The sequence below is a fragment of the Kitasatospora sp. NPDC023118 genome, assembly GCF_055560875.1.
On the sequence record NZ_JBVHHW010000027.1, the window covers coordinates 66,866 to 81,638 of the forward strand.

13 protein-coding genes are annotated in these 14,773 nt (G+C 71.5%); 4 read left to right on the forward strand and 9 right to left on the reverse strand.

The window, feature by feature from the left end; translation table 11 throughout:
- Both ACZ3UD_RS29270 and ACZ3UD_RS29275 read right to left on the reverse strand, forming a co-directional pair.
- Window positions 1–2,140, reverse strand: a 2,140-nt coding sequence (locus ACZ3UD_RS29270) for a galactosylceramidase (RefSeq protein ID WP_465594119.1), incomplete at its 3' end; no start/stop codon positions are given.
- A 133-nt stretch (window positions 2,141–2,273) separates the two neighbouring features.
- A complete protein-coding gene (locus ACZ3UD_RS29275; RefSeq protein ID WP_465594122.1) occupies window positions 2,274–4,667 on the reverse strand; it encodes a ricin-type beta-trefoil lectin domain protein in 2,394 nt (797 codons plus the stop codon).
- Window positions 4,668–5,237: 570 nt separating this feature from the next.
- Between ACZ3UD_RS29275 and ACZ3UD_RS29280 the strand changes: the two genes are divergently transcribed.
- Both ACZ3UD_RS29280 and ACZ3UD_RS29285 read left to right on the forward strand, forming a co-directional pair.
- Window positions 5,238–5,894: a type 1 periplasmic-binding domain-containing protein gene (locus tag ACZ3UD_RS29280; RefSeq protein ID WP_465594125.1), complete on the forward strand. Its 657-nt coding sequence runs from the start codon at window positions 5,238–5,240 to the stop codon at window positions 5,892–5,894.
- Window positions 5,792–6,040, forward strand: a complete 249-nt coding sequence (locus ACZ3UD_RS29285; RefSeq protein WP_465594128.1) for an ATP-binding cassette domain-containing protein — start codon at window positions 5,792–5,794, stop codon at window positions 6,038–6,040. The genes ACZ3UD_RS29280 and ACZ3UD_RS29285 overlap by 103 nt, the downstream gene beginning before the upstream one ends.
- A 112-nt stretch (window positions 6,041–6,152) precedes the next feature.
- Here ACZ3UD_RS29285 and rpmF read toward each other — a convergent pair whose 3' ends face one another.
- The 7 genes from rpmF to ACZ3UD_RS29320 all read right to left on the reverse strand — a co-directional run bounded on the left by rpmF (window position 6,153) and on the right by ACZ3UD_RS29320 (window position 11,386).
- A complete protein-coding gene (rpmF, locus tag ACZ3UD_RS29290; protein ID WP_465594131.1) occupies window positions 6,153–6,323 on the reverse strand; it encodes a 50S ribosomal protein L32 in 171 nt (56 codons plus the stop codon).
- A 29-nt stretch (window positions 6,324–6,352) separates the two neighbouring features.
- Entirely contained in the window at window positions 6,353–7,660 is a 1,308-nt protein-coding gene (locus ACZ3UD_RS29295; RefSeq protein WP_465594134.1) for a GTP-binding protein, read from the reverse strand.
- Window positions 7,657–7,911 (reverse strand): 30S ribosomal protein S18, encoded by a 255-nt coding sequence (rpsR, locus tag ACZ3UD_RS29300; RefSeq protein ID WP_465594137.1) that lies wholly within the window; start codon window positions 7,909–7,911, stop codon window positions 7,657–7,659. Before rpsR ends, ACZ3UD_RS29295 begins: the two co-directional genes overlap by 4 nt.
- 57 nt (window positions 7,912–7,968) lie before the next feature.
- On the reverse strand, window positions 7,969–9,156 hold the full coding sequence (locus ACZ3UD_RS29305) for a CobW family GTP-binding protein (RefSeq protein WP_465594140.1): 1,188 nt from the start codon (window positions 9,154–9,156) through the stop codon (window positions 7,969–7,971).
- 126 nt (window positions 9,157–9,282) lie between these two features.
- Window positions 9,283–9,588: a 30S ribosomal protein S14 gene (gene rpsN, locus ACZ3UD_RS29310; RefSeq protein ID WP_465594143.1), complete on the reverse strand. Its 306-nt coding sequence runs from the start codon at window positions 9,586–9,588 to the stop codon at window positions 9,283–9,285.
- The gene (rpmB, locus tag ACZ3UD_RS29315) at window positions 9,588–9,824 is read right to left on the reverse strand and encodes a 50S ribosomal protein L28 (RefSeq protein WP_465594146.1); all 237 of its coding nucleotides are present in this window, start codon (window positions 9,822–9,824) and stop codon (window positions 9,588–9,590) included. The genes rpsN and rpmB overlap by 1 nt, the downstream gene beginning before the upstream one ends.
- 158 nt (window positions 9,825–9,982) lie before the next feature.
- On the reverse strand, window positions 9,983–11,386 hold the full coding sequence (locus ACZ3UD_RS29320; RefSeq protein WP_465594149.1) for a short-chain fatty acyl-CoA regulator family protein: 1,404 nt from the start codon (window positions 11,384–11,386) through the stop codon (window positions 9,983–9,985).
- 345 nt (window positions 11,387–11,731) lie between these two features.
- On the opposite strand from ACZ3UD_RS29320, the gene aceA reads away from it, so the two are divergent.
- Window positions 11,732–13,024 carry an isocitrate lyase gene (gene aceA / locus ACZ3UD_RS29325; protein WP_465594152.1) on the forward strand — a complete coding sequence of 431 codons (1,293 nt, stop codon included), beginning with the start codon at window positions 11,732–11,734 and terminating at the stop codon, window positions 13,022–13,024.
- 137 nt (window positions 13,025–13,161) lie between these two features.
- Window positions 13,162–14,772 carry a malate synthase A gene (gene aceB / locus ACZ3UD_RS29330; RefSeq protein WP_465594155.1) on the forward strand — a complete coding sequence of 537 codons (1,611 nt, stop codon included), beginning with the start codon at window positions 13,162–13,164 and terminating at the stop codon, window positions 14,770–14,772.
- Window position 14,773: the final 1 nt, after the last annotated feature.

Consider the following 14,773-nt stretch of genomic DNA (forward strand, 5'->3'; position numbering starts at 1 on the left):
CGCAGGTCCACTGGATGGCCTGGGCGCCGTCGGCGGTGGAAGCGCCGGTGACGTCCAGGCACTTGCCGCTGTTCACGCCGGTGACGGTGTGGCCGGCCGGCGCGTCGAGCGGGGTGACGGTGGTGCCGGCGAAGTCGACGTGCTGGAAGCCGCCGGCGGCCAGCCCGACCTGCCCCAGCGCGTGGCCCGCGTCGGTGACCGAAGCCACCTCGGTGTGGTCGATGGACGCGGTGATGCTCTGGCCCTGCACGGCCAGGGCAAGGTTGTGCCAGGTGCCCGCGCCCGCGCCGGGGTAGCTGCCGCTCGCCAGGACGGTGTCGGCGCCGGAGCGGTCCTCGGTGAACAGGCTCCAGGCGCCGGAGTCGTCGATCCTCAGGTGGTACCCGGAGCGGTCGTGGTCCATGTGGTCGATCCGGGCCAGCAGTTCGGCCGAGCCGCCGGCCTCCTCGAAGTCGACGTCCGTGCTTGCCCGGTAGTGCCGCCAGGACGGGTCGCCCAGCAGGGTCATCGGGGTGTAGTTCATGTCGGAGTGCCAGGGGTGGGGGGCCTGGGTGATGACCTGGCGCAGGCACATCGGGGTGCCGGCCCCGGCCGGGCAGGCCGCGGTCTCGAAGGCGCCGGCCCAGTCGTGGAAGTAGCGGGCGGTCGCGCCGGCGGGGTAGCCGCTGAGGTCGGCCGTGTACGGCAGCGGGAAGGCGGCCGGCGCGGGCGGGGTGGCGGCGCCCTTGCCCTGGCCGGTGGTGGTGGTGAGGGTGTAGAGGTGGCCGGGCTGCAGGGTCACCGAGTACCCGCCGCGCTGCGGCTTGACGTCCTGCGCGCGGACGAACCACCGGGCCGTGTCGGTGGAGTTCAGGTCGGTGTCCCACACGTGCACCGTCCCGCTGGACAGGCCGCCGGCCGGCTTGAACGTGACGGTCTGCGCGGTGGTGGCGTCGGTGGTCTCGACCACGGTGCTGTAGTCGTGGCCGGACCTGAGCGTGACGTAGCTCCCGCTGTGCGGGTCGTCGTTGGCACCGGACCCGGTGAGGTAGCCGGCGGCGCCGTCCAGGTACCGCCAGCCCGGCCGGGCGAACTGCGTGGTGTGGGCCATCACCCAGATGTCGCGCCCGACCGTGTAGTTCCCGGACCAGGGCTGGTCGGCGGCCATCAGGCCGGCGCCCGCGAACGGGAGGTTCGAGGGCCAGGAGCTGACCAGCGCCCACTTGATGTCCGAGGTCACCTTGGCGTCGATGTACTCGCGGTTGAGGTTGCGGGCCAGAGCCCCCGGTTCGGAGCCGTAGCTGTCGTTGTCGTCCTCGGCGACCCACAGCGGCTTGCCCAGCCCGGTGGCGGTGGTGCTCCCCGGGCAGCCGGTGTACGCGGGGGTCGAGTGCCAGCACACGCCGTGCAGGCCGACGACGCCGACGGCCTTGGCGAAGGCCGGGTCGGCGGCCAGGTCGGCGGCCACCGACCAGTTCTGGTCGTCGTTGTCGGAGGCCACCAGCGTGGTGCCGGTGTAACCGTGGCTGTCCAGGGCGGCGCGCAGCCGCTCGTACCAGGCCTTGTCGTAGCCGTTCTCGTTCCAGCCGCCGAGGTAGCCGACATCGAGCCCGTGGCTTCGGGCGCACCCCAGCCAGGACTGCAGGTAGTCGATGTTGTCCTGGGACCAGATGCCGCCGTTCAGCCAGCCCGGCGCGGCCCACTCCAGGCCGTAGAAGTGGATATCGGGGTTACGGGCCTTGGCCTGCTCCATGAGCCACCACTCGTACCCCCGGTCGCAGTCGAGGTCGGTGCGGGAGCGCTGGTGGGAGGGTTCGGGGCCGTCGCTGGAGTTGGCGTCACCGCCGATCTCCACCTTCAGCGTCTGCAGCGAGGCGCCGTAGCCGGGCTTGAAGAGGTAGTCCAGTACCTGGCTGCGCTGGGGTTCGGGATAGTCGACCAGCAGTCGGGAGGTGGCTCCGCCGCCGCTGATCGCGCCGAGTCCGTCGAACGCGCGCCCCGGCGAGGAGCCGTCGAGGGTGACGGTCTGCGAGGCGGCGGCAGCCGTGGGGGCCGCCGAGGCGGGTCGGGGCGGGGCGACCGCGACGGCGGCGGCGATGGTCAGGCCCAGGGCCGCGAGTGCCGTGATCCCTCTGCGCGGTGCGCGGGGCGGTCGGCTCATCGGGGTTGACTCCTGTCCGGTGGCCTCCGAGGAAGCCACTCGTGGTCGGTGGGGGGACAGACAGGTGCTGCAACGTGGGTGCGTCGGTGCCGGCGGGGCACCGACGCACCCACGTCGGGTCGGACCGGTGGTGCTACGGGAGCATCCAGCGCTGGTTGGTGCCGCCGTTGCAGTCCCAGATCTCCAGTCGGGTGCCGTTGGTGGTGTCGGCGGCCGGGTCGTCGAGGCAGCGGCCGGACTGGCTGCTCTTCAGGGTGCCGTCGGGCTGGGGGAGCCACTGCTGGTTGGCCCCGCCGTTGCAGTCCCACAGTCCGACCGTGGTGCCGTTGACGGTGCCCTGGCCGGTGACGTCGAGGCACTTGCCGTTGTGGGTGAGGGTGCCGTTGACCCGGGTCCAGGTCTGCGCGGGGCCGCCGGTGCAGTCCCAGAGCTGCGCGGCGCTGCCGCTGTCACCGGAGCCGGCGTCGACGCACTTGCCGGGCAGGGCGGAGGCGATCGGGCCGGTGTGGATGGAGGGGGCGCCGGGGGTGAGGGCGAAGTTGTCGAACTGGTCGGTCCGGTAGTCGGTGACACCGAGGCCGGCCTGGCCGTTGGTGAAGCTGCCGTCGGTGGCGCTGCCCACGGTCACCCCGTCGATGGAGGCGGTGAGGGTGCTGTCCTGGAGCGAGAGAGCGACGTTGTGCCAGCTTCCCGTGCCGAGGGCGGTGGTGGTGCCGGCGGCGAGGGTGGTGAAGTGCCAGCTGGTGTCGCTCCTGTCGATGGACCAGGCGCCGGTGTCGCTGACCCGCAGGTGGTAGGCGTTGAGTCCGTTGTTGTTGCGGCCCTGCTGGTTGACCCGGCCGAGGAGTTCGACGGTGCTCGACTGCTCGAAGAGGGTGTCGGCGGCGACGGTGTAGTTGGACCAGCTGCCGTCGCCCATCATCGTGTACGGGGCGTTGTAGGACTCGTCGGTCCAGCGGATCGGCGAGGTGGGCGCCATCTGGCGCAGGCAGGTGCCGGGGCGCCCGCCGCCGCAGGACACGGTCTGGAAGGCGCCGTTCATGTCCGTGAAGTACTTGGGGGACGTGGTGGTGGCCGGCGTCTCGAAGGTGTCCGCGTAGGGCAGCTTGAGCGGGGCGGGGGCCGGCGGGGTGGCGGTGCCCTTGCCCTGGCCGGTGGTGGTGGTGACGGTGTAGACGTACCCGGGCTTGAGGGTGAGCGTGTAGCCGCCCTGCTTCGGCGTGATGTCCTGGGTGTGGACGAACCAGTCGGCCGGGTCGGCGGAGCCGAGGTTGGTGGCCCAGACGTGGACCTTCCCGGTGGACAGGCCGCCGGTGACGGTGAAGTTGGCGCTCTGGTCGGTCGTGGCGTCCATCGTCTCGATGACGGTGCTGTAGTCCTTGTTGTTGGTCGACTTCAGCGTGACGTAGCTGCCGTTGGAGCGGTTTCCGCCGAGGTAGCCGCCCGCGGAGTCGATGTAGCGCCAGCCCGGCTTGGCGAACTGCGAGGTGTGCGCGGTGGCCCAGGTGGTCTTGCCGATGCTGTAGTTGCCGGACCACGGCTGATTCGCGATCGACATGCCGTCGGTGGAGAAGTAGAGGTTGGGATAGAGCGCGGCGATCACGGGCCAGTTGATGAACGAGGTCATCTTCCCGTCGAGGTAGCCGCGGTTGATCCCGCGCGCCACCGAGGGGGCGCCCTCGTTGGCGTCCTCGGAGCCGTTCTCGCTCGCCCACAGCGGCTTGCCCAGGGCCTGGGCGGTCGCGGTGCTCGGGCAGGAGTTGAAGGCGCCGAGGTAGCCGCACGGGTAGTGGACGCCGACGATGTCGACCGCGTTCTTGAACGCCGGGTCCGTGGCCATGTCGTCGGCCACGGCCCAGGTGTCGTCGGCGGCGACCACCTTGGTGGCGTAACCGCGGGTGGTCAGCGCGGACTTGAGGTGCTCGTACCAGGTCTTGTCGTAGCCGCGCTCGTTCCAGCCGCCGAGGTAGTCGACGGTCAGGTGGTGGTGGGCGGCGCATCCCATCCAGGACATCAGGTAGTCGATGGTGTCCTGGGACCAGAAGTTGCCGTTGCCGATCCAGCCGGGGGCGCCCCAGGACAGGCCGTAGAACTTGATGTTCGGGTTGCGGGCCTTGGCCTGTTCGGCCAGCCACCACTCGTAGCCCTGATTGCAGTCGACGGTGCCGGGGGTGTGCTCGATGCTGGGCTCGGCGCCGTCGGTGGAGTTGGTGTCGCCGCCGATCTCCAGCTTCAGTACCTGCAACGATGCGCCGTAGCCGGGCTTGAACAGATAGTCGAGCAGCTGGCTCCGCTGCGGCTCCGGATAGTCCACCAGCAGGCGGGAGTTGCCGCCTCCGCCGGAGATCGCGCCGATGCCGTCGAAGGTCAGGCCGGGCTTGCCGCCGTCGACGGCGATGGCGGTCGAGGGAGCGACGGCGGCGCCGGCGTCCGCCGGTAGCGCCAGCGGGGCGAGTGTGCCCGCGGCCAGGAGGAGTGCCGCGCTGAAGGCGGTCCGGAAGGTCAGGGACAGGCGTTTACGGCCCATGGGCTTCTCCGGGGGGGCGGAAGAGGTGGGGGATCGTGTTCGATCGCGCCGAAGGTCCGGGTGAGCGCTCGACGCGAGCGACGTGAGGGGACTTGAGGGGGCATGCCGGACGTCGGGCAGGAGCGTAGCCCCAACTTTCAACATCAATCAACAACACGGTCGAACTCAATGCGACATCTTCGGGGGCGATGCAGCCACTGCCAGCAAGCCCTATTGACGCTGCCGCAGCTTTGACTGAAGCTATCCGAAGCCCCTTTACCGATCAGTAAGGTGAGACGATCAGGGGCGTAACGAGATGGCTTCGAAACCGCCGAGTTGAGTTCCAGCGCTTGACTCGGGTCCGGACCGGCGCTTCCCTGGGGCCTCATCGCGTTTGATTGCGGTGATTTCCGATCGATCATGTTGCTTCTAGTTGATCGATCCAAGACCCTCAGGAGCCCTCACCATGCACCCCTCCGCCCGCAGGCGTCTGGCCTCGCTCGCCGCGCCGAGCTTGGCCGCCGCCTTCGGCCTGACGGCCTGTTCCACCGGGCAGACCTCCCCTCCGGCGCCGACGCCCCGGTGGCCCCGGTGACCGGGAAGGTCTCGATCACCTACCTGCAGAAGCAGGGGGACCAGCAGTACTTCGTGGACGAGGCCGCCGGGGCCAAGGCCAAGGCGGCCGAGCTGGGGGCCGGCGTGAAGGTCGTGAACCTCGGCAACGACGCGAACAGGACGGTCGGCGAGGTGCGGGCCGCGATCGCGCAGAAGAGCAACGGCCTGATCATCGTGGTGCCGGACCCTGCGGTCGGCCCGCAGGTGGTCCAGACGGCCCGGGGCGCGAAGGCCGCGCTGCTCACCTCCGACGACCAGGTCTGCGCGAGCGGGCCGTCCCCGGCGCAGTGCGCCGCGTCCGACCTGGTGCCCCGGATCGGCTTCTCCGGCCAGCAGATGGGCCAGCAGGTCGGCCAGCGCGCCGCGGAGGAGTTCAAGAAGGCCGGCCGGAACGCGGCCGACACCCGGATCCTCTCCGCCTGGAAGGCGACAACACCTCCCTGGTCAGCCTGCGCCGGCTCAGCCGGTGGCGGTTCGTCAAGCGCCGACAGGAGAAGGACCTCGCCCAGGAGTACGCCGACCGGCTGCGGGTGCGCGCCCCCTCCATCGAGGCGGAGGTCCGCACCCTGTCCGGCGGCAACCAGCAGAAGGTCGTCCTCGCCCGCCGGCTCGCCCGCAAACCCGACCTGCTGATCCTCGACGAACCCACCCGCGGCGTCGACATCGTCCTCGGCGCGGCGGCCGCGGCGAGCCTGACGGTCATCCCCCAGCCGGAGGACCCCTACCGGGATGCCCCACCGGCTCCGGACACCCAGCCGAGCGCAGCGGCCAGGCCGTAGCCGCACGTCGACGGCCGGCTGCGGCTGCCCGGACGCGGAGCCGGACCGAGTCCACCGCGCGGCCGGCCCGCCCCGCCTTCCATGGGGCAGGCCGACAACCGCTGGGCAGACTTCAGGACTTGAGTGTCAGCAGACCACGCTCGTAGGCGCGGACCAGGTTGCGCGGCACCAGGTGCTCGCGACCGTCGACGGTGATCGGTACCAGCTGGGGCGTGGCCGCCTTCCACTGGGCTCGGCGGTGGCGGGTGTTGCTGCGGGACATCTTCCGCTTGGGTACGGCCATGAGGGCTTCCTCCTGTGTTGTGGTGGTGGCTAGTTGAGGTGCTGGTGGTCGTGGTCGTCCTGGAGGGCGTGCTCGTCCCACTCCGGGAACGGGTCCTCGAAGGCCGTCCAGGCATGTGGTCCAGCCGCATGCTCGGCGTCGTCCAGGAGACAGTGGGTGAGCGCGGCGCGCAGTTCGTCCTTGCGGAGCCCGGTGCCGATGAAGACGAGTTCCTGGCCGCTGTGCGCCTGTTCGTCGTTCAGGCCGGTCAGGCCCGTGGCGTCGGTCAGGCCCGTGGCGTCGGTCAGGCCGGTCAGGCCGGTCAGTGCGGTGAGGCCGGTCCGGCCGGTCGCGGCTGAGCGCATGCCGGAGGGTTCGAAGCGGGCGACGGATCCTGCCTGGGACCACAGGCCGGTGACGGAAGGGCGGGAGGCGAGCCAGAAGAAGCCCTTGGAGCGCAGCACCGTGCCGAACTCGCCCGTGTCGAGGCGCTCGCTCACCAACTCCCAGAGCCGGCCGGGGTGGAAGGGGTGTTCGGCGCGGTAGACCAGGCTGGTGATGCCGTACTCCTCGGTCTCCGGCACGTGGTCGCCGTTGAGTTCGGCGACCCAGCCCGGCGCCTCCTGGGCCTTGGCGAGGTCGAAGAGGCCGGTGCCGAGGAGTTCGGCGGGCGGGACGCGGCCGCCGGTCGCGCGTACGATGCGGGCGGCGGGGTTGAGGCGGCTGAGCGCGGCGGCGAGGCGGTCGGCTTCGTCGGCGGTGACCAGGTCGGTCTTGTTGAGGACGAGGACGTCGGCGAACTCCACCTGGTCCATGAGCAGGTCGCTGACGGTGCGTTCGTCGTCCTCGTACTGGTCGAGCCCGCGTGCGGTCAGTTCGTCACCGCCGCGCAGTTCGGGCAGGAAGCCCGCTGCGTCGACGACGGTGACCATGGTGTCCAGGCGGGCGACGTCGCCGAGGGTCGCGCCGTCGTCGCGGGCGAAGGCGAAGGTCGCCGCGACCGGCATCGGCTCGGAGATGCCGCTGGACTCGATCAGCAGGTAGTCGAAGCGCCCGGCCCGCGCGAGGCGGTCGACCTCCTCCAGCAGGTCGTCGCGCAGGGTGCAGCAAATGCAGCCGTTGGTCATCTCGACCAGGCGCTCCTCGGTCCGGGAGAGCGCCCCTCCCCCCTCGCGGACCAGTGCGGCATCGATGTTGATCTCGCTCATGTCGTTGACGATGACCGCGACCCGCAGACCCTCCCGGTTGTTCAGGAGGTGGTTGAGCAGGGTGGTCTTGCCCGCGCCGAGGAACCCGGACAGGACGGTGACGGGGAGCCTGACATCAGCCGGGGCCGGGGCTGACAGCAGCTCGGTCATCGTGCGGCCTGCTGCGAGCCGGAGCCGTACGGGAGCAGCGCCATCTCGCGGGCGTTCTTGACGGCCCTGGCCATCGCTCGCTGCTGCTGAACGGTGAGGCGGGTGACGCGGCGGCTGCGGATCTTGCCGCGGTCGGAGATGAACTTTCGCAGCAGATTGGTGTCCTTGTAGTCGATGTAGGTGATGCGGGCCTCGTGCAGCGGGTTGGGGCGAGGCTTGCGGTCCTTGCGGGCGGCGGCGATCTTGGCCACGGCGGGTTCTCTCCTTCAGGTCAGTGCAGGTTGGCAGGTCAGTGCAGGTCGGAACGTTCAGGCGACGGGGTCGAGCAGGTCCTCGAAGGCGTCCGGCATGGCTTTCCAACCGGGCTCTCCGGCCGCGAGTTCGGCATCGGTGAGCAGGCAGGAGTCGAGCAGTTCGGTGATTCCGTCCACGTCCAACCCCTCGGCGGTGAAGCTCAGTTGCTGGATCCGGTCGCCGTGGACGGAGTCCCAGTCCAGGGCGGCGGCGGCCCGGCGCGCGGGCGGGTAGAGCTCCCACACCGCGTCCGGCAGCGAGACCAGCCACGGCCCGCACTCCTCCACGGCGAGGTTGGCCCCGGCCGCGTCCCAGGCGAGCATCAGGTCGGGGCGGTTGGCGAGCCAGAACCGGCCCCGGCTGCGCTGCGCGGCCGGGACGAGCTGCTCCAGCGCCTCGTGCAACCGGGCCGGATGCAGCGGCCGGCGCCGCTCCCACACCAGCGTGGCCACCCCGGCTTCGTCGGCCTCCTGCGGCAGCAGGGCCAGCGCCGGGTTGACCCGGTCACGCGCGGCGGCCACGTCGAAGCCCGCGAGCGCCGCGCGGACGAGTGCGCCGGTGCCCAGCCGTACGGCGCGGGCGGTCGGGTGGAGCTGGCGCAGCATCGCGATGCCGGCGTGCAACTCGGGCGTCCCGGCGGCCTGGTCGGCGTGGGAGACGGCCAGCACGTCGGCGTACTCGATCTGGTGGGCGAGCGCCTCGGCGACCGTGCGGTCGTCGTCGGCGCAGGTGTGCAGGTGGTGCTCGGAGAGTTCGTCCGAGACGGAGAGTTCCGGGACGACCCTGAGCGGGTCCACGGCGGTGACCACGCCGACGATCTCCACCACCTCGTGCATGCAGCGGTCGCCGACCTCGCCGCCCGCGATGACCTCGACCAGCGGGTGCGGGTCGCTGCCGCCCCACAGCTCCACCACCGCAAGACGGTGGCGCCCGGCTTCGGCGATCTTCAGCAGTTCGGGCAGCAGGTCCTCGCGCAGCGCGCAGCACGGGCAGTCGTTGGTGAGCGGCAGGTTCGCCCCGCCGAGCGGGCCGGACGCGTCCCAGACTCCCCGGTACACGCGGCCCTCGGCCGCACGGGTGAGGTCGTGGTGCAGGACCACGGCGCCCTCGTGATCGGCGAGGAGCTCCAGGACGGCCTGGCGGCGCTCGGCCTCGTGGAGTCCTCCGACCACCACCACGGGCAGCAGGCTGGGTTGGGACACCGGTTCTTCCTTCCTGAGGACACCGCACCGGCGTGAGCCGGTGGAGCAGTTTGGGGGTCGCGCCCCGGGCCGCGCGGCCCGGGAGAGATCGCGCGGCACGGGACGCGACCGGCTTGTGGGTGGGTGTTACCAGCTGGCCTTGCGGACGCCCGGGAGGAACCCGGCGTGCGCCTGCTCGCGCAGACCGATCCGGGAGAGGCCGAAGGCGCGGAGGTAGCCGCGGGGGCGGCCGTCGACCGCGTCGCGGTTGCGGACCCGGGTGGCGCTGGCGTCGCGCGGCTGGCGCTGCAGCTCGGCCCGGGCGGCGAGGCGGTCCTCGGGCGAGGTCGCCGGGGCGGCGATCAGGCGCTTGAGCTCGGCGCGGCGCTCGGCATACCGGGCGACGGTCGCCCGGCGCTGCTCGTTCTTGACGATCTTGCTGCGCTTGGCCATCAGACCTTCTCCCCGCGGGCGCGCAGCCGGGCGACGGCCTTCTCGATGCCGAGCTTGTCGACCGTCTTGATGCCCTTGGCGCTGAGCGTCAGCCGGACGAACCGGTTCTCGCTCGGCAGCCAGTAGCGCTTGGTCTGGATGTTCGGGTCGAAGCGGCGCCGGGTGCGGCGGTGCGAGTGCGAGATGGCATTGCCGAAGCCGGGCTTTCGGCCGGTGAGCTGGCAGTGGGCGGACATGGCGACTCCGTGTCGGTCAGGACGGCGGCGGACGGGAATGCCGAACCAGCCGCGAACGTTGAGCCGACACTAACAGTAGATGAAAACGAAAACCATTACGCCAGGGGTAGCGCGACCGCGACACACCGCGGGTGGGCGGCGCACTACACCCCCAGTCGTCAGTCCTGAAGGCCGGGTAGTGCCGGGTACGGAACGAAGGTGCTGCTGTGCTCGTCGACGGCCAGTGGGCGGCCGATGGCCGGAGCGGAGCGCTGCGGGCAGGCGGGGCGTTCGCACACCTTGCAGCCGAGGCCGATCGGCGTGGCGGCGGCCTCGTCGCCGAGGTCCAGGCCGGCGGAGTACACCAGCCGGCCGGCGTGCCGGATCTCGCAGCCGAGGCCGATGGCGAAGGTCTTGCCCGGTCGGCCCCAGCCGCCGGGCGAGCGGGTGACGGCGCGGGCGGTCCAGAGGTAGCGGCGGCCGTCCGGCATGGCGGCGACCTGGACGTGGACCCGGCCGGGCGAGGCGAAGGAGTCGTAGACGTTCCACAGGGGGCAGGTGCCGCCGGTGCGGGAGAAGTGGAAGGCCGTGGCGGATTGCCGCTTGGAGACGTTCCCGGCCCGGTCGACGCGCACGAAGGAGAACGGCACCCCGCGCCGGCCGGAGCGCTGGAGTGTGCTGAGCCGGTGGCAGACGGTCTCGTAGCCGACGCCGAAGTGGTCGGCGAGGTGCTCGATGTCGTACCGGGCCGCCTCGGCCTGGGTGTGGAAGGCGGCGTACGGCAGCACCAGGGCGGCGGCGAAGTAGTTCGCCAGGCCGATGCGGGTGAGCGAGAAGGCGGTGGAGTTTTCCGGGCTGTCCTGCGCGGCGAGTTCGGACAGCAGGGAGTCGTGTTCGAGGTAGGCCAGCTGGGTGGCCATCCGGAAGGCCTGCTGCCCGGGGCGCAGCCGGTCGGACAGGTGCAGGGTCCGCGTCCGCTCGTCGTACCGGTGCAGTTGTCCGCCGCCGGTGGCGATCCGGACCTGGTGCCCGGTGGCGAGCCGTTCGGCGAGCACCTCCCTGACCCCGCCCCGCCTCAGCTTGATTCCGTCCGCCAACTCCTCTGCCGCCGTGTCGAGTTCGTGGAGGTAGTTCTGGCGACGGTAGAAGAACTCGCGGACCTGCTCGTGCGGGGTGAGCGCGTCGGCTCCGGGGCCGCGGTCCCCTGCGAGGACGGCGAGTTGCTCGGCCGCGTCCCGGCGGCCACGGGCCAGGTCCGTCAGCAGCCGGGCCACGGCGGGCAGGCGTGCGGCCACCTCGTCGAGGTCCCCGGCGGTGACACGGCCGGCCGTGATCTCCTCGCCGAGCGCGTCGCGCAGTTCGGCGGTGAGCCGGGCGCTGTCCGGCGGGGCGAAGTAGCCGGCCTCGACGCCGAAGGCCTCGGTGAGGCGCAGCAGGACGGGCACGGTGAGCGGGCGGGCGTCGTGCTCCAGTTGGTTGAGGTAGCTGGGCGAGAGGTCGATCAGCCGGGCGACGGCGGCCTGGCTGAGGCCGCGTTCCTCACGCAGGCGGCGCAGCCGGGCGCCGGCGAAGGCCTTTCCCATGACGTTCTCCCCACTACGCGCCTGAGCCGACCGGGTGCGGGCAGCCTAGCCGGAGGACGCGCGGTCCCGTCTTCGCAACCTTCGCAGATTCGCCGAGGACCGTTCGCAGAACTTGGCAGCGGTCCACCGGTGACGGCGGGTTCGCGAGGTGCCAGAGTCGGTGGTGCGGCCGGGAGGTGCGCAGGACAGCAGCAAGAACTCCAGGTCGGTCGCGGCTGGGAGTGCTGTCCGGGCGTCCACGTCCTGCGGTGTTCCACCGCCGCCCGGCACCGTCCGGCCGCCCACTCGCCCTCGCGGTGAGGTGCGTCACATCCTTCGCAATGAGCACCCCTGGGGAGCAGACCCATGACTCAGTCGGTTCGGCAGCAGCAGGAGCAGCGCGCGGCGGAGCTCGCCGCCCGGTGGGCCTGTGACCCGCGGTGGGCGGGCATCGAGCGCACGTACACGGCGGCCGACGTCGTCCGGCTGTCCGGTACCGTCCGCGAGGAGCACACGCTCGCCCGGCGCGGCGCCGAGCGGCTCTGGCGGCAGCTGCACGAGCAGGACTACATCCACGCGCTCGGCGCCCTGACGGGTGGGCAGGCGGTGCAGATGGTGAAGGCCGGGCTGGAGGCGATCTACCTGTCCGGCTGGCAGGTCGCCGCCGACGCCAACCAGGCCGGGCAGACCTACCCGGACCAGAGCCTCTACCCCGCCAACTCGGTGCCGCAGGTGGTGCGCAGGATCAACAACGCGCTGCTGCGGGCGGATGAGATCGACGCCGCCGAGGGCAACGACGGCCCGGACTGGCTGGTGCCGATCGTCGCCGACGCCGAGGCGGGCTTCGGCGGCCCGCTGAACGCCTTCGAGCTGACCAAGGGCATGATCGCGGCCGGCGCGGCGGGCATCCACTACGAGGACCAGCTCGCCTCCGAGAAGAAGTGCGGCCACCTCGGAGGCAAGGTCCTCGTCCCCACCGCCCAGCACATCCGCACCCTCAACTCCGCCCGTCTCGCGGCCGACATCGCCGATGTGCCGACCATCATCGTGGCCCGCACCGACGCGCTCGCCGCCAACCTGCTGACCAGCGACGTCGACGAGCGCGACGCCCGCTTCTGCACCGGGGAGCGCACCGCCGAGGGCTTCTACCGGGTCGAGCCCGGCATGGCCCCGGTGATCTCGCGCGGTCTCGCCTTCGCCCCGTACGCGGACCTGATCTGGGTGGAGACCGGCACCCCGGACCTCGCGCAGGCCCGGGAGTTCGCCGAGGCCGTCAAGGCCGAGTACCCGGACAAGATGCTGGCCTACAACTGCTCGCCGTCCTTCAACTGGAAGGCCGCGCTGGACGACGACCAGATCGCCAAGTTCCAGCGGGAGCTGGGCGCGATGGGTTACCGCTTCCAGTTCATCACGCTGGCCGGCTTCCACGCCCTCAACCACTCGATGTTCCAGCTGGCGCGCGGCTACGCCGAGCACGGCATGACGGCGTACGTCGATCTGCAGGAGGCCGAGTTCGCGGCCGTGCCGGACGGCTACACCGCGGTGAAGCACCAGCGGGAGGTCGGCACCGGTTACTTCGACCTGGTCTCCACCGCCCTCAACCCGAACGCCGAGACCCTCGCGCTGACCGGCTCCACCGAGGCCGAGCAGTTCCACTGAGCCACCGTGGCGGCCTCGTTGGGGACGAGCCGCCTTCCGCCCCGCCGCCCGGGGCCTCGTTGAGGGACGAGGCCCCGGGCGCCACCCCCTACCGCCATGTGCTTCCTGCCCCTGCTTCCTGCTTCCTGGAGATCCGGATGAGCCTGCCCAGCCGCGTCGAGATCCTCGGTGGACACGAGGACCGCTTCGAGGAGGTCCTGACCCCCGAGGCGCTCGCGTTCCTCGCCCGCCTGCACGAGCGGTTCACCGGACGCCGCACCGAACTGCTCGCCGAACGAGACCGGCGCCGCGCCGAGTTGGCCGCCGGCGGCAGCCTGGACTTCCTCCCGGAGACCCGCGCCATCCGGGAGGACCCCACCTGGCGGGTCGCCGGCGCCGGGCCCGGCCTCGCCGACCGCCGGGTCGAGATCACCGGCCCGCCCGAGCGCCGGATGACCGTCAACGCGCTCAACTCCGGTGCGAAGGTGTGGCTGGCGGACTTCGAGGACGCCACCTCCCCCTCCTGGCACAACCTCGTCTCCGGCCAGCTCAACCTGATCGACGCGATCGAGCGCCAGATCGACGACACCACCCCGGAGGGCAAGCGGTACTTCATCGGGGACAACCCGGCCACCATCGTGGTCCGCCCCCGGGGCTGGCACCTCGACGAGCAGCACCTGCTGGTCGACGGCCGTCCCGCCGTCGGCGCCCTGGTCGACTTCGGCCTCTACCTCTTCCACTGCGGCCGCCCGCAGATCGCGGCCGGCTCCGGCCCGTACTTCTACCTCCCCAAGCTGGAGAACCACCTCGAAGCCCGGCTCTGGAACGACGTCTTCACCTATGCACAGGCCGAGTTGGGCATCCCGCACGGCACGATCCGCGCCACCGTCCTGATCGAGACCATCACCGCCGCCTTCGAGATGGACGAGATCCTCTACGAACTGCGCGAGCACGCCGCCGGCCTCAACGCCGGCCGCTGGGACTATCTGTTCAGCCTGATCAAGAACTTCGCCCACCACGGCCCGCGCTACGTCCTTCCCGACCGGGCCACGCTCACCATGACCCAGCCCTTCCTGCGCGCCTACACCGACCTGCTCGTGCGCACCTGCCACCGGCGCGGCGCCCACGCCATCGGCGGCATGGCCGCCGCCATCCCGCGGCGCGACCCCGCCGCCAACGAGGCAGCCCTCACCAAGGTCCGCGCCGACAAGGAACGCGAGGCCGGCGACGGCTTCGACGGCTCCTGGGTCGCCCACCCCGGCCTCGTCGACACCTGCCGCACCGCCTTCGACGCCGTCCTCGGCGAGCGCCCCCACCAGCTCGACCGCACCCGTGAGGACGTCGAGGTCACCGCAGCCGACCTGCTCGGCGTCCAACGGCTCACCGCCGGCCTGCCCACCGAGGAGGGCCTGCGCTCCAACGTCGCGGTCGCCCTGCGCTACCTCACCGCCTGGCTCGGCGGCTCCGGAGCCGTCGCCGTCTTCGGGCTGATGGAGGACGTCGCCACCGCCGAGATCGCCCGCTGCCAGATCTGGCAGTGGCAGCACCACTGCACCCGCCTCACCGGCGGCTCCCTCGCCACCCCCGACCTCGTGCGGCGGCTGATCGACCGGGAGCGGGCCACCCTGCTCACCGAGGGATCCGACCCCGCACTGGTCGACAACGCCGTGCGGATCCTCGAGGAGACCTCCCTCGGAAAGGACCTCCCCGCCTTCCTCACCACCGAGGCCTACGCCCGCCACCTCGTCCGAGTCCGCGCCGCGGCCTGAG